Origin of the sequence: Sphingomonas melonis, from assembly GCF_013409985.1 — a bacterium.
Lineage (GTDB): Bacteria > Pseudomonadota > Alphaproteobacteria > Sphingomonadales > Sphingomonadaceae > Sphingomonas > Sphingomonas melonis_A.
Genome location: NZ_JACCBY010000001.1, coordinates 142,447 through 158,846 on the forward strand (window position 1 = coordinate 142,447; position 16,400 = coordinate 158,846).

At 68.8% G+C, this 16,400-nt stretch carries 16 protein-coding genes and 1 riboswitch; of the genes, 11 read left to right on the plus strand and 5 right to left on the minus strand.

What is annotated here, in order from left to right; all coding sequences use genetic code 11:
- Positions 1 to 226: 226 nt before the first annotated feature.
- Genes HD841_RS00720 through HD841_RS00735 form a run of 4 tightly spaced genes read left to right on the plus strand, consistent with a single transcriptional unit; the run spans position 227 to position 3,207 of the window.
- Positions 227 to 886 carry a cell wall hydrolase gene (locus tag HD841_RS00720; protein WP_179506983.1) on the plus strand — a complete coding sequence of 220 codons (660 nt, stop codon included), beginning with the start codon at positions 227 to 229 and terminating at the stop codon, positions 884 to 886.
- 57 nt (positions 887 to 943) lie between these two features.
- Positions 944 to 1,234, plus strand: coding sequence for a hypothetical protein (locus HD841_RS00725; protein ID WP_179506984.1), 291 nt, complete (start codon positions 944 to 946; stop codon positions 1,232 to 1,234).
- Positions 1,235 to 1,294: 60 nt separating this feature from the next.
- Complete coding sequence (locus HD841_RS00730) at positions 1,295 to 2,293, plus strand: threonine aldolase family protein (RefSeq protein WP_179506985.1); 999 nt, start codon at positions 1,295 to 1,297, stop codon at positions 2,291 to 2,293.
- The gene (locus HD841_RS00735) at positions 2,287 to 3,207 is read left to right on the plus strand and encodes a DMT family transporter (RefSeq protein WP_373562944.1); all 921 of its coding nucleotides are present in this window, start codon (positions 2,287 to 2,289) and stop codon (positions 3,205 to 3,207) included. The genes HD841_RS00730 and HD841_RS00735 overlap by 7 nt, the downstream gene beginning before the upstream one ends.
- Here HD841_RS00735 and HD841_RS00740 read toward each other — a convergent pair.
- Together HD841_RS00740 and HD841_RS00745 are read right to left on the minus strand one after the other, a co-directional pair.
- The gene (locus HD841_RS00740; protein ID WP_179506987.1) at positions 3,117 to 3,935 is read right to left on the minus strand and encodes an NAD(P)-dependent oxidoreductase; all 819 of its coding nucleotides are present in this window, start codon (positions 3,933 to 3,935) and stop codon (positions 3,117 to 3,119) included. The two genes, HD841_RS00735 and HD841_RS00740, sit on opposite strands and share 91 nt — an antisense overlap.
- 86 nt (positions 3,936 to 4,021) lie before the next feature.
- Positions 4,022 to 5,674 (minus strand): M28 family peptidase, encoded by a 1,653-nt coding sequence (locus tag HD841_RS00745; RefSeq protein ID WP_179506988.1) that lies wholly within the window; start codon positions 5,672 to 5,674, stop codon positions 4,022 to 4,024.
- Between the two features lie 181 nt (positions 5,675 to 5,855).
- Here HD841_RS00745 and pepN point away from each other — a divergent pair, with 181 nt between their 5' ends.
- On the plus strand, positions 5,856 to 8,465 hold the full coding sequence (gene pepN / locus HD841_RS00750) for an aminopeptidase N (protein ID WP_179506989.1): 2,610 nt from the start codon (positions 5,856 to 5,858) through the stop codon (positions 8,463 to 8,465).
- A gap of 64 nt (positions 8,466 to 8,529) precedes the next feature.
- On the opposite strand, the gene HD841_RS00755 is transcribed toward pepN, so the two are convergent.
- Positions 8,530 to 9,045 carry a YciE/YciF ferroxidase family protein gene (locus HD841_RS00755; protein ID WP_179506990.1) on the minus strand — a complete coding sequence of 172 codons (516 nt, stop codon included), beginning with the start codon at positions 9,043 to 9,045 and terminating at the stop codon, positions 8,530 to 8,532.
- A 176-nt stretch (positions 9,046 to 9,221) separates the two neighbouring features.
- Here HD841_RS00755 and HD841_RS00760 point away from each other — a divergent pair, with 176 nt between their 5' ends.
- The 6 genes from HD841_RS00760 to HD841_RS00785 all read left to right on the plus strand — a co-directional run bounded on the left by HD841_RS00760 (position 9,222) and on the right by HD841_RS00785 (position 12,878).
- Positions 9,222 to 10,685, plus strand: coding sequence for a S41 family peptidase (locus HD841_RS00760; RefSeq protein WP_373562945.1), 1,464 nt, complete (start codon positions 9,222 to 9,224; stop codon positions 10,683 to 10,685).
- Positions 10,686 to 10,751: 66 nt separating this feature from the next.
- Positions 10,752 to 11,069 carry an alkylphosphonate utilization protein gene (locus HD841_RS00765; RefSeq protein ID WP_179506991.1) on the plus strand — a complete coding sequence of 106 codons (318 nt, stop codon included), beginning with the start codon at positions 10,752 to 10,754 and terminating at the stop codon, positions 11,067 to 11,069.
- Entirely contained in the window at positions 11,070 to 11,750 is a 681-nt protein-coding gene (gene ung, locus HD841_RS00770; RefSeq protein WP_179506992.1) for a uracil-DNA glycosylase, read from the plus strand.
- Between the two features lie 251 nt (positions 11,751 to 12,001).
- The gene (locus HD841_RS00775) at positions 12,002 to 12,247 is read left to right on the plus strand and encodes a type II toxin-antitoxin system Phd/YefM family antitoxin (RefSeq protein WP_179506993.1); all 246 of its coding nucleotides are present in this window, start codon (positions 12,002 to 12,004) and stop codon (positions 12,245 to 12,247) included.
- Positions 12,244 to 12,510 carry a Txe/YoeB family addiction module toxin gene (locus tag HD841_RS00780; RefSeq protein ID WP_179506994.1) on the plus strand — a complete coding sequence of 89 codons (267 nt, stop codon included), beginning with the start codon at positions 12,244 to 12,246 and terminating at the stop codon, positions 12,508 to 12,510. The genes HD841_RS00775 and HD841_RS00780 overlap by 4 nt, the downstream gene beginning before the upstream one ends.
- 86 nt (positions 12,511 to 12,596) lie before the next feature.
- Positions 12,597 to 12,878 carry a DUF427 domain-containing protein gene (locus HD841_RS00785; RefSeq protein WP_179506995.1) on the plus strand — a complete coding sequence of 94 codons (282 nt, stop codon included), beginning with the start codon at positions 12,597 to 12,599 and terminating at the stop codon, positions 12,876 to 12,878.
- A gap of 282 nt (positions 12,879 to 13,160) precedes the next feature.
- On the opposite strand, the gene thiC is transcribed toward HD841_RS00785, so the two are convergent.
- Positions 13,161 to 15,005, minus strand: a complete 1,845-nt coding sequence (gene thiC / locus HD841_RS00790; protein ID WP_179506996.1) for a phosphomethylpyrimidine synthase ThiC — start codon at positions 15,003 to 15,005, stop codon at positions 13,161 to 13,163.
- A 38-nt stretch (positions 15,006 to 15,043) separates the two neighbouring features.
- Positions 15,044 to 15,153: riboswitch (TPP riboswitch) on the minus strand.
- A gap of 202 nt (positions 15,154 to 15,355) precedes the next feature.
- Complete coding sequence (locus HD841_RS00795; RefSeq protein WP_179506997.1) at positions 15,356 to 16,363, minus strand: ferritin-like domain-containing protein; 1,008 nt, start codon at positions 16,361 to 16,363, stop codon at positions 15,356 to 15,358.
- Positions 16,364 to 16,400 lie beyond the last annotated feature (37 nt).

Below are 16,400 nucleotides of genomic sequence, written 5' to 3' on the forward strand. Positions count from 1 at the left end.
TGTCGCCTATCGGCGTTCGTGTGCGGCCGGCGTCTTCAAAGCCCGGACGTGTTCCGGGGGCCACTCTGCGGCGGAAAGGCTTGATTCGACGCCGTTCCCTTGCGGCCCGGTGGACCCCGGAACGAGTCCGGGGTGACGGAGCTGATGAGGAACGGGCGAGCCTCATCATCGGCCCTGGGCCGCGGGGGGCTGGCGTCGCCCCCGGCCTTCGCTAGACGCATCCGCCATGGCGCAGCGACGCACCCCACGGACCCGCAGACGGCGCAAGGCGCACGACCTGCGCTCGGAGCGGTGGCTGCTGCTGCTCGGCGTCGTCGCGGTGGTGATCGTGGTGGCGGGGTCGATCGGGCCGTGGCCGTTCACGGCGCCGCCCGCCCCGGAGGCCGCCCGGCCGCTGACCATGGCAGAGGCGCGCGCATCGAACGCGGCAGTGCCGATCGATGTCAGGCGCCGGCTGCGCGCCCTGCCCTATCGCTTTCAGGGTGGCCCGGCGGCGCGCGAACAGGCGGCGGAATGCCTCGCCACCGCCGCGCTCTACGAGGCGGGCGACGACCTGCGCGGCCAGCGCGCGGTGATCCAGGTGATCCTCAACCGGGTGCGCGCGCCCGGTTTCCCCAAGACGATCTGCGGCATCGTCTATCAGGGCTCGGGCCGCACCACCGGCTGCCAATTCTCCTTCACCTGCGACGGCTCGTTCCGGCGCCGGCCGGTGCATCTCGGCTGGGGGGCGGCACGGCGGGCGGCGCGGCGCGCGCTCGCCGGCTATGTGTTCGCCGACGTCGGCCGCGCGACGCATTACCATACCGACTGGATGGTGCCCTATTGGCGCGACACGTTGGTCAAGGTCGGGCGGGTCCGCTCGCACCTGTTCTACGTGCGGCATTAGACGCGAGCCTTTCGCCCGCCGATCTGGCAAGACCGCCCCCTCAGCAAGGAAGAGACGATGGCAAAACGATTCTGGGCGCAGATCATCGAGTTGGACGAAGAGGTCGAGGCCGCGTCGATCCCCGGCGTCACCGACTACGAGAGCGCCGCCGATGCCCTGGTCACCGACTTCGTCGGCGCGATGGGCGGCGAGATCACCAGCGGCGCGGTACGCGTGTGGGTCGAGGGCGGCGCGGCGAAGGTGTATGACTGGAGCGCCGAATTCGACATGCCCGAGGACGCCGACCTCGACGGTGACGAGGATATCGAGGTCGAGGGCGAGATCGTGCTGACCGAACGGATGGGGTGACCGCCGCACCGGGCGGTCCCCCCGGTTGACGGTACGCAGCGCGCGCCGCAAGGCGCTGTCATGCGTTTCTTTTCCGACAATGCCGCGTCGGTGCATCCGAACGTGATGGCCGCCCTCGCCGAGGCGAACACGCTCGACACCGCCTATGACGGCGACGCGCGGTCGCAGGCGCTCGACGGGCGGCTGTCCGACCTGTTCGGCACCGATGTCGCGGCGCTGTGGGTGCCGACGGGGACGGCGGCGAACTGCCTCGCGCTCGCCGCGCTGTGCCCGCCGCATGGCGCGGTGGTGTGCCATCGCGACGCGCATATTCAGAACGACGAGGGCGGCGCGCCCGAATTCTACACGCACGGCGCCAAATTGTACCTTGCCGACGGCGACGGCGCGAAGCTGAGTCCCGACACGATCCGCGCGGTGATCGACGCGATCGCCAACGACGTGCATCGCGTCCAGCCGCACGCAATCTCGATCACCAACGCTACCGAATATGGCCGCGTCTATTCGCCCGACGAGGTCGCCGCGATCGGCGCGCTGGCGCAGGAGCGCGGGCTGGGGCTGCATATGGACGGCGCACGCTTCGCCAATGCGGTCGCGACGCTCGGCTGTTCGCCGGCGGCGGTGACGTGGCAGGCGGGAGTCGACGCGCTCAGCTTCGGCTTCGTCAAGAACGGCGCGATGAGCGCCGAGCTGCTCGTCTTCTTCAAGCCCGCGCTGGCCGGCGCGACGCTGTATCGCCGCAAGCGCGCCGGGCTGCTGTTCTCCAAGGGCCGCTATCTCGCCGCGCAGGTGCTGGCGATGCTCGAAGACGATCTGTGGCTCGACAATGCCCGCGCCGCCAATGCGCGCGCGGCCGAGCTGGCGGCGGCGGGCGCGCGGCTGGTCCATCCGGTCGAGGCGAACGAGGTCTTCCTGCGCGCCACGCCCGAGGAAGCGGCGGCACTGCGGGCGCAGGGGTTCGACTTCTACGATTGGGCGGCGGGCGAAATCCGGCTGGTGACGGCATGGGACAGCCCGGCCGATCAGGTGGCGCTGCTCGCCGCGGCGATCGGGCAATTGTGAACGCGGTCGGCGCGCCCCGGTCGACGCGGGCGGCGATCCTCGTCCCCTTCGCGCTGGTCACGCTGATCTGGGGATCGACGTGGCTGGTGATCCGCGACCAATTGGGCGTGGTGCCGCCGAGCTGGTCGGTGACCTATCGCTTCCTCGTCGCCGGCATCGCGATGGCGGTGGTGGCGAGGGTGAAGGGCGAGCGGTTCGCGCTCGACGGGCGCGGCTGGGCGTTCGCCGCGGCGGTCGGCGTGCTGCAATTCTGCCTCAACTTCAACTTCGTCTATCGCGCCGAACATCACATCACCTCCGGCCTCGTCGCGGTGGTGTTCGCGATCCTGCTGGTGCCCAATGCGCTGTTCGCGCGCATCCTGCTCGGCCAGCGGATGGGCGGGCAGCTGATCGCGGGATCGGCGGTGGCGATGGCGGGGATCGCGCTGCTGTTCCTGCACGAGGCGCGCAGCGGCCCGGCGGGAACCGCGGCGACGCTCGCCGGGATCGGCTTCACCGGGGTCGCGATCCTCGCCGCATCGATGGCGAACGTGTTGCAGGCGACGCCGACCGCCAAACGCTATCCGATGATGGCGACGCTGGCGGTCTCGATGCTGATCGGCGCGGGCGTCGACGGGGCGGTCGCCTGGTGGCTGACCGGGCCGCCGGTGGTCGAGACGCGCGCCGCCTATTGGGCGGGGATCGCCTATCTCGGCCTGTTCGGATCGGCGATCGCCTTCCCGCTTTACTACAAGGTGCTGCGCGTGATCGGGCCGGCCAAGGCGGCCTATTCGAGCGTCATCGTGCCGGTGATCGCGATGCTGCTGTCGACGCTGTTCGAAGGCTATATTTGGTCGCCGCTAGCCGCGGCGGGGGCGGTGCTGACGGGGATCGGGCTGGTCATCGCGTTGAGGGCGCGCAGGCCGAACCGATAGTCGCGATAGGCGGGTTGCCAGCCGAGCAGCCGCTTCGCCTTGCCGTTGGCGACGCGGCGATTCTCGGCATAGAAACCGCGTGCCATCGGGGAGAGCGTCTCCAGCGCGACGAGCGGCGGCGGCGGCAGGCGGAGCAGGCGCGCGGCGAAGGTGACGACATCGTCCTGCGAACACGGCCGGTCGTCGGCGAGATTGTAGGCGCCGGCCGGAGCATTGCGCGCGGCGAGAACGCCGCTGACGATATCGTCGACATGGACGCGGCTGAACACCTGATCGGGCAGGCCGATGCGATGCGCCGTGTCCGCGGCGACCCGCTCCAGCGGCGAGCGGCCGGGTCCGTAGATGCCGGGCAGGCGGAAGACGCGCGCACCCCGTGCCAGCCACGCGGCATCAGCGGCGGCGCGCGCCGAGCGGCGGCCCGAGCCGGTCGGCGCGCTCTCGTCGACCCAGGCGCCGGCGGCGTCGCCATAGACTCCGGTCGAGGAGAGATAGCCGAGCCAGCGGCCAGCGAGCGCATCGCCGTACCGCCCGAGCACCGGGTCGTCCTCGCCCTCCGGCGGCACCGAGGAGAGGATATGCGTCGCCGCGGCGATCGCGGGGCGCACCGCATCCTCGTTGGCGAAGCGCAAGCTGCCGTCGCGGCCGTCACGCGTCGTGCCGAGCGTGGCACCCGGCCAGGCGGCGGCGATGCGAGCGGCCGTGTACCCGAGGCCGAAGATCAGGAGCATATCGTGCCTTCTGCGTTTGGTGAGACTACCCGCGCCCGCAACGATCCATCCGTCACGTGTGGATCATGGGTACGCAGACAACGCCTCTATCGCGCCATCGGCCCCTTGTAGGTCGTGCCGAAATAATCGCCCTTGTTCCACAGCGGTCGCGCGTCGCCATCGGCGATCTCGCGCGCGATCGCGTAATTGGTCGCGACGAAGCGGACGCCCTGGTCCCACAGGATCGGCTGGGTGAGATCGTCGCCGGGGCGATGGTAGCGGTGGGCGAGGAAATCCTCGAACGGCGCCTTGCCCGCGCCCTTGATCCCCGGCCACAGGAAGACCGAGGGGATGCCCTTGCGGACGAAGTTGAAATGGTCGGAACGGGTGAAGAAGCCCTGTTCGGGCATCGGATCGGGCGACAGGCCGACGCCGACGCCGTTCACCGCCCGGCGCACGATCGGACCGAGCGTCGATCGGTCGGCACCGAAGGCGATCATGTCCTCGAACCGGTAGAGCAGCACCGGCATGTCGAGATTGACGTCGGCGACGATGTCGGCGAGCGGCACGGTCGGGTGATCGACGAAATAGCTCGATCCGATCAGCCCCTTTTCCTCGCCGGTGACCGCGAGGAACATGACGGTGCGGCGCGGCGGCCTGCCGCTGGCGGTGAAGCGCTTCGCCTCCTCGATCAGGCTGGCGATGCCGATCGCATTGTCGAGCGCGCCATTGTTGATCCGGTCGCCCTCGCCGCCCGCGTCGACGCCGATATGGTCGAGATGCGCAGAGAGGATCACCACCTCTTTCGACAGCACCGGGTCCACGCCCGGGACGACGCCGATCACGTTGCTGCTCGCGCCCGGGGTGAAGGCGGTATGCGTCGTCGCCGCCAGCGTGCCGGCCAGCGGCATTGGGGTATAGGCGGGATTGTCCCCCTTGGCCTGGGCGACGATCTTCGCCCAGGCGGCGCCGAAAAGCTTCGCGGCACCGGCCCGGCTGAGCGTGCCGAGCACCGGCGTGCCCGGCGCGGCGCTGGTGCCGGTCCCCGCAGGCGTCGCCCAGGTGGTGCGCGGACTGTCATAGCCGCTGGCGGAGAACGGCCGCTGGCGGGCGGCGGGACGCGGCGCCTCGATCATCACGATGCCGACCGCGCCATGCGCCGCGGCGATCTGCGCCTTGGTCGCCGCCGCGGCGAAATAGGAGCGCTCCTCGCCGGCGAACGTCGTCGGCGATCCGGCGAGGAGCGCGACGATCTTGCCGCGGACGTCGACGCCGGCATAATCGTCGACGCCATATTGCGGCGCGACGATGCCACGGCCGGCGAAGACGACCGGCGCCGACACCTGCGTCTCGGCGCGCGCCGGATTGGCCGCGGGAACATAATCCTCGCCGAAGACCAGCGGCTGCGCCGCGCCGCCGGCGGCGGTCCAGGTCATCGCCCCCTTGTCGGCCGCCTTGTAGACGACCAGCGGCACCGCCTGCAGATAGCCGCCCGCATCGCCGGCGGGGCGCAGGCCGGCAGCATAGAATTGCGCGGCGACATATTGCGCGGCGATGTCGAATTCGGGGCTGCCCGCCTCGCGGCCCTTCATCGCGTCCGAGGCGAGGAACAGGACGTGCGCCTTCATCGCCGCCTGATCGGCGGGCAGCGCCTGGTTGAGCAGCGCATTGGCCTGCGCCTGTGCATCGGGCGCGGCGGTCTGAGCAGGCGCGGACGCGGCGAGGGTCAGCGCGGCGAGCGCGCCGAAGGAACGGATCATGCGGGGGTCCTGACGTAGATTATGGTGCAGCGTACCAGCGCGTCGGGCGCGTGCAAGGCTGACCGTCGCCCTTCCTTAGGCGTCGTTGCCGGCATGCGAAGGGGGAGGAAAGGCGTGGGACGCCGCGATCCCCGCCGGAGGAATGACTGGCAGGCTGCGGATGCGTTCTTATAAAGGGTGGATGCTCGACGCCATGCACTCCATCGCCCAGCCCGATCATGCCGCGACCGGCGCGATCAGCCGCCACGACTATCGCCCGCCCGCCTGGCTGGTGCCGGAGACGCGGCTGGTGTTCGACCTCGATCCCGCCGCGACGCGGGTGACCGCGACATTGTCGGTGACGCGCAACGATGCCAGCGGCGATCCGCTGCGGCTCGACGGCGCCGGCCAGACGCCGCTGGCGGTGCGCGTCGACGGCGTCGCGACCGACGCTTGGCGGGTCGAGGGCGAACAGCTCGTCATCCCGCTCGCCGGTGACGTCCACACGATCGAGACCGAGGTCGAGATCGCGCCCGAGCGCAACACGCAGCTGATGGGCCTCTATGCCAGCGGCGGCATCCTGTGCACGCAATGCGAGGCGGAAGGCTTCCGCCGCATCACCTATTTCCCCGACCGGCCCGACGTGCTCAGCCGATATGCGGTGCGGCTGATCGCCGACAAGACGCGCTATCCCGTGCTGCTCGCCAACGGCGACCCGATCGCGACGGGCGACCTCGACGATGGCCGCCATTGGGCGGAGTGGAACGACCCCTTCCCCAAGCCCTCCTATCTGTTCGCGCTGGTCGCCGGCGACCTCGCGGTCAATCGCGGCGAGTTCACCACCCAATCGGGCCGGACAGTGCAGCTCGGCATCTGGGTGCGCGCCGGCGACATCGACAAGACCCACCACGCGTTGCGCGCGCTCGAACTGGCGATGGCGTGGGACGAGCGCGTCTACGGCCGCGAATATGACCTCGACGTGTTCAACATCGTCGCCGTCGACGATTTCAACTTCGGCGCGATGGAGAACAAGGGGCTGAATATCTTCAACAGCCGCTACATCCTCGCCGATCCCGACACCGCGACGGATTACGATTACGACGCGATCGCCGCGGTGGTGGCGCACGAATATTTCCACAACTGGTCGGGCAACCGCATCACCTGCCGCGACTGGTTCCAGCTCAGCCTGAAGGAAGGCTTCACCGTCTATCGCGACCAGGGCTTCTCGGCGGACCAGGGATCGGCCGCGGTCAAGCGGATCGAGGACGTGCGCGGCCTGCGCGCGGCGCAGTTCCCCGAGGATGCCGGGCCGCTCGCGCATCCGGTACGCCCGGAAAGCTATCTGGAGATCAGCAACTTCTACACGGCGACGATCTACAACAAGGGTGCCGAGCTGATCCGCATGATGGCGACGATCCTGGGGCCGCAGGCGTTCCGCGCCGCCACCGACCTGTATTTCACCCGCTTCGACGGCACTGCCGCGACCTGCGAGGATTTCGTCGCCTGCATGGAAGAGGCGAGCGGCAAGGACCTGACGCAGTTCCGCTTGTGGTACAGCCAGGCGGGAACGCCGCGCGTCGCCGCCAGCCTGACGCATCTCGCCGGTGAGGGCCGCGCGACGCTGCGCCTCGCCCAGCACGTGCCGGCGACGCCGGGCCAACCCGACAAGCAGCCGATGGTGCTGCCGCTGAAGATCAAGGTGTTCGGCGCCGAGACCGGCCGCGCGCTCGGCGACGAGCAACTGGTGCTGCTCGACGAGGCGGCGAGCACGATCGTGTTCGACGGCATCACCGAACGGCCGGTGCTGTCGGTCAACCGCGGCTTCTCCGCGCCGGTGATCATCGAGAGCGACCGGTCGGCGGCCGACCTCGCCTTCCTCAGCGCGCACGACGACGATCCCTTTGCGCGCTACGAGGCGATGCAGCAATTGATGCTCGACACGCTGGTCGCGACGACGATCGAGGGGCGGCCGGACAATGACGCGGTGATCACCGCGGTCGCCAACACGCTCGACGACCGGACGCTCGACCCGGCCTTCGTCGCCGAGGCGGTGCTGCTGCCGTCGGAGAGCTTCATCGGCGACCAGCTCGCGATGGTCGACCCGGAGGCGATCTTCCGGGCGCGCGAAGGGCTGCGCAAGGCGCTGGGGCTGCGGCTCGCCGATCGCTGGCGCGATGCCTATGAGCGCGCGCCGACGGTGCCTTATGTCTATACCCCGGCGGCCAAGGGCGATCGCCGGCTGCGTAGCGTCGCGCTCGGCTATATCGCGGCGAGCGGTGCCGACGATGCCGCGACGATCGCCTTCCGCCAGTTCGAACAGGCCGATAACATGACCGACCGGCAGGGCGCGCTCGGCACGCTCGCCAACGGCTATTCGGACGAGCGCGAAGCGGCGCTCGACATCTTCTACCATCGCTATGCCGGCAATTCGCTGGTGATCGACAAATGGTTCCAGACGCAGGCGCTGTCGTCGCGCGACGATACCGGGCAGCTGGTCGCCGAGCTGGCGCGGCATCCCGACTTCACGCTGGCCAATCCCAATCGCGCGCGGTCGCTGGTCGGGGCGTTCGGGGCGAACCAGCGCGCATTCCATGCGGCGGACGGGTCGGGCTATCGCTTCCTCGCCGACCAGCTGATCGCGCTCGACAAGCTCAACCCGCAGACCGCGGCGAAGCTGCTGCCGCCGCTGGCGCGCTGGCGCCGGTTCGACCCGGACCGCGCGGCGCTGATGCGGGCCGAGCTGGAGCGGATCGTCGCGACGCCCGGCCTGTCGAAGGACGTGTTCGAACAGGCGTCGAAAAGCCTGGGATAAGGGTCGCACCGACCGCCCGTCACTCGGCAGGACCAGGTGACGGGACGTCGGGCGACGGGGCTCCTTACGCCTCGACGGCGTCTGCGCGGGCGTTGATCTTGCTGGTCGCGAGCTGGGTCAGCTTCTCGTCGGTCGCCTTTTCCTCGTCGAGCGTCTGCTGATACAGCGCGGCGCTCTCGGTGCGGCCGAGCTGCTTGGCCCAGGTGACGAGCGTGCCGTAACGGCTGATCTCGTAATGCTCGACCGCCTGCGCCGCCGCGGTCAGCGCCGCGTCGAGCACCGCCTTGTCGCTCACCTCGCCGGCGACCTCATTGGCCTCCTTGATGATGCCGTCGATCGCCGGGCAGGTCGCGCCCTTGGGCTGGCGGCCCTCGATCTCGAAGACGCGGCGCAGGCGCTCGATCTGGCCTTCCGTCTCCCGCAGATGCTGTTCGAAGCCTTGGCGCAATTGCACGTCGGTCGCCTTCGCGATCATCTTGGGCAGCGCCTTGGTGATCTGCTGCTCGGCGTAATAGATGTCCTCGAGCTGATGGACGTAGAGATCCTCGAAGGTCGCGATGTCCTTGCTGAACAGGCCCATGGTCGTTCTCCGTCATGCGGTGGGTGTCGGGCGCTGCAACGTGCCGACCGGCGGGGCGGTTGCGTGCGCGGTGCAGGAATCGCCCGTCGATCCGCTTCCGGGTGCGATCGCGATTGCCGCCGCATCTCGGCTGGCCTAAACTTCGGCCGGTCGGGGTGGGGAGACAATCGGTGGCGATACGGCGTTCGGTGACGGCTCTGGCGATCAGCGCCATGCTGGCGAGCTGCGGTGGCAGCGACAGCGGCGGCGGATCGTCGATCGGGGGCACGGCCCCGACGACCAGCACGCCGGCCCCGACCCCCACGCCCAGCCCGATCGCGGCCGCCGGATGCTCGATACGCGAGCGGCAGAACTGGGTGACGGAGCAGATGCGCGAATGGTATCTGTTCTACGACACGCTGCCGGCCAACCCGAACCCGGCAGGCTATGCCACCGTCGAATCCTATCTCGATTCGCTGACCGCGACCGCACGATCGCAGAACAAGGATCGCTATTTCACCTATCTGACCTCGATCAAGGAAGAGGATGCCTATTATTCCTCCGGATCGACCGCGGGCTTCGGCTGGCGGTTCGGGCTGACCGCCGACGGGCATCTCTATGTGACCGAAGCGTTCGAGGGCGCGCCGGGCCTTGCCGCGGGCGTCGACCGCGGTGCCGAGATCCTCGCGATCGGCACCAGCGCGAGCAACCTGCAGACGGTCGCCAGCCTGCTCCAGAGCGACAGCACCGGCGCCGCGCTGAACAACGCGCTCGGCGAGGACACGGCGGGGACGACCCGCTATTTCCAGGTCCAGGACGCCAGCGGCACCCGCACCGTATCGGTCGCCAAGAGCGACTTCACGCTCGATCCGGTGTCGAGCCGCTATGGCGCGCAGATCATCACGGATGGTGGCCAGCGCTATGGCTATGTCAACCTGCGCACCTTCATCAGCACCGCCGATCCGGCGCTGCGCGCCGCCTTCGCGCGGTTCAAGGCGGCGGGGATCACCAACATCATCGTCGACCTGCGCTATAACGGCGGCGGCGCGCTGCCGATCGCCGAGCTGTTCACCAATCTGCTCGGCGCCAACCGCTCGACCCGCGACGTGATGAGCTATGTCAGCTATCGCCCCGAGAAAGCGGCGCTGAACGAGACGACCTATTTCACCCCGCAAGCGCAATCGGTCGCCGCGACCCGCATCGCCTTCATCGGCACCGGCGGCACCGCCTCGGCGAGCGAATATGTCATCAACGCCTATATCCCCTATCTCCATGCCAATGCCGGGCTGATCGGCACCAATACCTATGGCAAGCCGGTCGGCCAGATCGCGCGGAGCAATGTCGGCTGCGACGACCGGTTGCGGGTGATCGCCATCGCATTGCAGAATGCGGCACGGCAGGGCGCCTATTACAACGGCCTCGCCGATACGGTGGAGGCGAGCTGCCAGGCGGCGGACGACATCCGGTATCCCATGGGCGACCCGCGCGAGGCGTCGACGCGCTCGGCGCTCGACTTCCTGCAGGGCAAGAGCTGCACCCGCGTCGCGCCGGCGGCGGGCGCCGGGGCGCATGCGCTGTCGGTGGCGATGCCGCGCGAGGCGCTGATGCCGACCGGGCCGCGCGTCTCCACCGCGCAGCGCGAGGTGCCGGGGCTGTTCTAACCCGCCCTCCACGCTGTAAGGGCGTCGCCCTGGACCAGCGGGTTCGTGGGCTTTGGGGGATATGCCATGCAGAATGACGACGACAGCTTCGTGTACGACGAGGCGACCGGCGAGTGGATCAGCGCGGCGGATGCCGCCGCCGCCGCCAAGAGCACGCCCGCCGAGGGCGCGGTCGAGGTGCGCGATTCGGTCGGCAACCTGCTCGCCGACGGCGATCAGGTGACGCTGATCAAGGACCTGACCGTCAAGGGCGCGGGCCAGACGCTGAAGCGCGGCACGCTGATCAAGAGCATCCGGCTGACCGGCGATGCGCAGGAGATCGACTGCAAGTTCGACGGCATCAAGGGACTCGTCCTGCGCGCCGAGTTCGTCCGCAAGCGCTGAATGCCGCCGCGGATCGATCCGAGCTGGACGGCGGCGCTCGCCGACGCACTGGCCTGCCCGAGCCTCGCGGCGCTCGACGCCTTCCTCGCCGCCGAGGCGGCGGCGGGCAAGGCGATCTTCCCGCCCGCCGAGGACCGGTTCCGCGCGCTCGAACTGACGCCGCTCGACCGGGTGCGGGTCGTGATCCTGGGGCAGGACCCGTATCACGGGCCGGGACAGGCGCATGGCCTGAGCTTCTCGGTCCGGCCGGGGGTCAAGCCGCCGCCCAGCCTCGTCAACATCTACAAGGAGCTGCACGCCGACCTCGGCATCGCGCCGGCGCGGCACGGCTTCCTCGAGCCCTGGGCGCGGCAGGGCGTGCTGCTGCTCAACACGGTGATGAGCGTGGAGAGCGGCCGCGCCGCCTCGCATCGCGAGCGCGGCTGGGAGCGATTCACCGATGCGGTGATCCATGCGGTCGCCGCCAAACCCGATCCGGTCGTTTTCCTGCTATGGGGCGCGCATGCGCAGAAGAAGGCGGGGTTCGTGACGCGCGCCGAGCATCTGGTGCTGTCCGCGCCGCACCCCTCGCCGCTCTCCGCCTACAAGGGCTGGTTCGGCAGCCGGCCGTTCAGCCAGGCCAACGCCTTTCTGACCGCGCACGGCGTCGCCCCGATCGATTGGGCGCTGCCGACGGAGTGATCGACGGTCCCGCCGCCGCGGCGGTGGCGGACGTTGCCGACGCTTCCGCTACGTCCCCACCGCATGGCGTTCGGGACTATGGTGTGGCCGGGTCAGCGGCTCGCCCACGTCGCAGAATAGGACGGCGGCGGCGGCCAAGGCGGGCAGATTGCAGCGAGCGTGGCGTAGGGGCATCCTACATGGCATGACGGCCCTATCGGCGTGGATAGCCCACGATTGACATTGGACAGGTCGTTGTCCATCTTTCTGCCATGCAGGCCGTCAGCTATTCCGAAGCGCGCGAAAATCTGAAGTCGATGATCGACAAGGTCGTGGCCGACCGTGCGCCGCTCGCCATTACCCGGCAGCGCGGCGAAGGCGCCGTGTTGATCTCGGCGAGCGAATGGGCGTCGATCGAGGAAACGCTGTACCTATTGCGATCACCAAAGAATGCGGAGCGTCTGCTTGAGGCAGTGCGCGGCTTCGAGGCAGGTGGCGAAGGCCTTCCGCTGCCGTGAAGGTCGCGTTCTGGCCGACGGCGTGGGATGATTACCGCCATTGTCAGGACCATGACGCCAAGCTCTGCGACAAGATCAACGTATTGATCGAGGAATGTCGCCGCGATCCGTTCAAGGGGACAGGCAAGCCGGAACCGCTCGGCGGTAATTTGTCCGGCTGGTGGTCGCGCCGGATCAACCACGAGCATCGTCTGGTGTATCGCGTCGCCGGCAGCGGACCTGACCAAAGTTTGCAGATCGCGCAATGCCGGTATCATTATTGAGCGCATCGCGCAGACTGCGGCGTGGCGATCATCCTGCGCGCATCCTTTCTTCCGGCGGTCGGTTGGATCCCGCAAGGAGATACGCGATGGCGGAAGCTTATTGGAACGGTGTGCGGATCGCGGCGAGCGACGATATCGTCACGGTCGAGGGGAATGCCTATTTCCCCCGGTCGGCGGTCGACCCTGCGGTGCTGGTCGATAGCGCGACGACGAGCGTCTGCCCGTGGAAAGGCACCGCGCATTATCACACGCTGCGCGTCGGCGGCGCGGAGAACCGTGACGCCGCTTGGTATTATCCCACGCCCAAGGATGCCGCAAAGGAGATCACCGACCGTATTGCCTTCTGGAAGGGCGTCGAGGTCCGCTGAGGGGCCGAAGCGGGATCGTCACCCGCTCCCGACATAGATGAGGCCGGACGGTACGGTGCTGTCGCCACGATAGCCGGCACGGCCACCATGCGGTGTCGGGCAGCGCCGCCCCAGCCGTCCGCCGGACGCTCGGCGCTTCGACGCAGCGGGCGGCATCAGGGAGCCCTTGCCGATACCCGACCGGCACAGAGAGAGGGCACGCGGTCTTCCTCCACGGGCAAGGCGCCGCCGCCGGCCGCCGACGGGCTACACGAATCCCGTCAGCGACTCAGGCAGCGCGGATCACTCCGCCGGCAGATAGACCTCCCCGCCCTTCTCGCGGAACCGCTCGCTCATATCGGCCATGCCCGCCTCGGCCTCTTCCGCCGCGACGAAGGTGGCGACCGGCGCATTCTGCCTGGCGGCGAACTCGCGCACTTCCTGCGTGATCTTCATCGAGCAGAATTTCGGGCCGCACATCGAGCAGAAATGCGCGGTCTTGGCGCCCTCGGCGGGCAGCGTCTGGTCGTGGAACGACTCCGCCGTGTCCGGATCGAGCGACAGGTTGAACTGGTCGCGCCAGCGGAAGTCGAAACGGGCGCGGCTCAGGGCGTCGTCGCGCAGCTTGGCGGCGGGATGGCCCTTCGCCAGATCGGCGGCATGCGCGGCGAGCTTGTAGGTGACCACACCGACCTTGACGTCGTCGCGGTCGGGCAGGCCGAGATGCTCCTTGGGCGTGACGTAGCAGAGCATCGCGCAGCCGAACCAGCCGATCATCGCCGCGCCGATGCCGCTGGTGATATGGTCGTAGCCGGGCGCGATATCGGTGGTGAGCGGCCCGAGCGTGTAGAAGGGCGCCTCGCCACAGACCTGGAGCTGCTTGGTCATATTCTCCTGGATCTTGTGCATCGGCACATGGCCGGGCCCTTCGATCATCACCTGCACGTCCTGCGCCCAGGCGCGATGGGTGAGTTCGCCCAGCGTGTAGAGCTCGCTGAACTGCGCCTCGTCATTGGCGTCGGCGATCGAGCCGGGACGCAGGCCGTCGCCCAGCGAATAGGCGATGTCATAGGCCTTCATGATCTCGGTGATCTCGTCGAACCGTTCGTAGAGGAACGATTCCTTGTGATGCGCGAGGCACCATTTCGCCATGATGCTGCCGCCGCGGCTGACGATGCCGGTGACGCGCCTGGCGGTCATCGGGATGTACGGCAGGCGCACGCCGGCGTGGATGGTGAAATAGTCGACGCCCTGCTCGGCCTGTTCGATCAGCGTGTCGCGGAAGATCTCCCAGGTCAGCTCCTCGGCGATGCCGCCGACCTTTTCGAGCGCCTGATAGATCGGCACGGTGCCGATCGGCACGGGACTGTTGCGCAGGATCCATTCGCGGGTGTCGTGGATGTTGCGTCCCGTCGACAGGTCCATCACCGTGTCGGCGCCCCAGCGGATCGACCAGACGAGCTTGTCGACCTCTGCCGCGACGTTGCTGGCGACCGCGGAATTGCCGATGTTGGCGTTGATCTTGACCAGGAAGTTGCGGCCGATCGCCATCGGTTCGGATTCGGGATGGTTGATGTTCGACGGGATGATCGCGCGACCGCGCGCGACCTCGTCGCGGACGAATTCGGGCGTGACGTAATCGGGGATCGATGCGCCGAAGCTCTCGCCGTCGCGGACATATTCACGCAGCATCTCGCGGCCGAGATTCTCGCGCGTCGCGACATATTCCATCTCGGGCGTGATGATGCCGCGGCGGGCGTAATGCATCTGGCTGACGTTGGCGCCGGCACGCGCGCGCAGCGGGCGGCGGGCGGCATGGGGGAATTGCGGGACGCCGCCGGAGCGGTCGGGGCCGAGCTGGCCGTTGTCCTCGGGACGGATCGCGCGGCCGTCGTAGCTTTCAACGTCGCCGCGACCCTCGATCCACGCGCGGCGCAGCTGCGGCAGGCCGGCCATGATGTCGATGCGCGCCGCCGGATCGGTATAGGGGCCGGAGGTGTCGTAGACGCGCAGCGGCGGCTCCCCCGAGGCGGGATCGAGATGGATCTCACGCATCGCGACGCCGAGCGGACCGACGTGGATCTTCTTCGAGCCGCGGATCGGGCCCGTCGTGACGCCAATCTCAGTGCGGGCGGGGATATCGGCCATGTGTCTCTCTCCTTGGGCGGAGAGCGGACGCGGGTTTTCTGGTGAAACCGCTCCCTCCCTCCGCCGGTGTCAACCGGATCAGGTTCAGCGGGTCGAAGGCTGCGGCCTTCCTCTCAAGCGCTGCGTCAGCGCTCCCCCGGGGATAATGATCGAATGATACGCGGTTCGGCGGCGAGCGCCAAGCCTATTCCTCCCCTCGCCGAGGCGGCCGCCGCATCGGCTGCGCGGTGATGAGGCTGGGTTTGCGCGGAGGAAGCCGTCACCCCGGAATGAGTCCGGGGCGACGGGGGCGTTGCGGGCGACGGCGGTCGTAAATGCCTCCCCCCGGGGGGGGAGGGATCGTCCGTACGTCAGGCGCTGGCGGCGGAGGTGCGGATGTTGCCGTTGATGCCGTTGGGGAAGAACCCGCCGGAGGCGACCGCCGCCCTGTTGAAATAGACGATGTTGAGCACCTGGCCGGTCGAACGGCCGAAGGCGACACCGTTGGTGTCGGCCGGCACGACATTGGCGGTGGTCGCGTCGCCGATCCCCTCGTCGAGGTTGCTCGTGCCGTCGAGGCCGTCACGCGCATCGGAGAGCAATTGCGCATTTTTGATGGCGGTCGCGGCGCCGGCCAGCGTCTCGGCGGGGTCGATACCCTTGCGGTAGAGGACCGAGCGGATCAGGCCGGCGTGATAGCCCTCGGTGGCGAGGATGCCGGCCGCCGCCTCCAGGAACACCTTGTTGACCAGCAACGGCGCGGCGCCCTTGTACGCCGAGACGCCGACGTCCTCGAACAGATAGGCACCAAGCAGGAAGTTGATGTCGTTGGCATAGGGGTTGAACACCTCGGTCTCGCCGACCACGCGGGCGGCACGTGCCACGGCGGTGAAGGCGCCCGTGGCGTCGCCGCCGATGTTGATCGCGGGCATCGCCACCGCCGAGCTGCCGAGGATCGTCCGCAGGAAATTGACGTGCGCGATCTCGTCATTGGCGATCTCGCGCGCATATTGCGCGACGATCGGGTCCTGGAAATTGACCGCCGCGCCGCCGGTCACGGTGCCGAGCGCGCCGACGCCGCTGATGATGCTGGACGACAGGCCCTGGCCGAATGCGGCGAAGCTGTAGAAGCTCGCCTCGAGATATTCGAGGTTGAGCGCGAAGTTGAGCACGTCGGCATCGGTGCCGACGGTCGGCGTGGTCGCGGTCGGTGTCGGGCTGGGGGTGCTGCTGTTGTCGCCGTCGCCACCGCAGGCGGCGAGCAGCGAGAGCGCGCCGGCCGAGGCGGCGGCGCCACCGGCATAGCGCAGGAAGTTGCGGCGTTCGGCACGGCGGTCGGCGATCGCGGCGAGGACGGTATCGGTCGGAAGGTCGGTCATCGGGTCTATCCCCTGGAAGCGTGTGGTACGGACGGCG

Coding starts and splice junctions, on each gene's coding strand:
- HD841_RS00720 (WP_179506983.1), top strand. CDS start 227: ATGGCGCAGCGACGCACCCCACGGACCCGCAGACGGCGCAAGGCGCAC.
- HD841_RS00725 (WP_179506984.1), top strand. CDS start 944: ATGGCAAAACGATTCTGGGCGCAGATCATCGAGTTGGACGAAGAGGTC.
- HD841_RS00730 (WP_179506985.1), top strand. CDS start 1,295: ATGCGTTTCTTTTCCGACAATGCCGCGTCGGTGCATCCGAACGTGATG.
- HD841_RS00740 (WP_179506987.1), bottom strand. CDS start 3,935: ATGCTCCTGATCTTCGGCCTCGGGTACACGGCCGCTCGCATCGCCGCC.
- HD841_RS00745 (WP_179506988.1), bottom strand. CDS start 5,674: ATGATCCGTTCCTTCGGCGCGCTCGCCGCGCTGACCCTCGCCGCGTCC.
- pepN (WP_179506989.1), top strand. CDS start 5,856: ATGCTCGACGCCATGCACTCCATCGCCCAGCCCGATCATGCCGCGACC.
- HD841_RS00755 (WP_179506990.1), bottom strand. CDS start 9,045: ATGGGCCTGTTCAGCAAGGACATCGCGACCTTCGAGGATCTCTACGTC.
- HD841_RS00765 (WP_179506991.1), top strand. CDS start 10,752: ATGCAGAATGACGACGACAGCTTCGTGTACGACGAGGCGACCGGCGAG.
- ung (WP_179506992.1), top strand. CDS start 11,070: ATGCCGCCGCGGATCGATCCGAGCTGGACGGCGGCGCTCGCCGACGCA.
- HD841_RS00775 (WP_179506993.1), top strand. CDS start 12,002: ATGCAGGCCGTCAGCTATTCCGAAGCGCGCGAAAATCTGAAGTCGATG.
- HD841_RS00785 (WP_179506995.1), top strand. CDS start 12,597: ATGGCGGAAGCTTATTGGAACGGTGTGCGGATCGCGGCGAGCGACGAT.
- thiC (WP_179506996.1), bottom strand. CDS start 15,005: ATGGCCGATATCCCCGCCCGCACTGAGATTGGCGTCACGACGGGCCCG.
- HD841_RS00795 (WP_179506997.1), bottom strand. CDS start 16,363: ATGACCGACCTTCCGACCGATACCGTCCTCGCCGCGATCGCCGACCGC.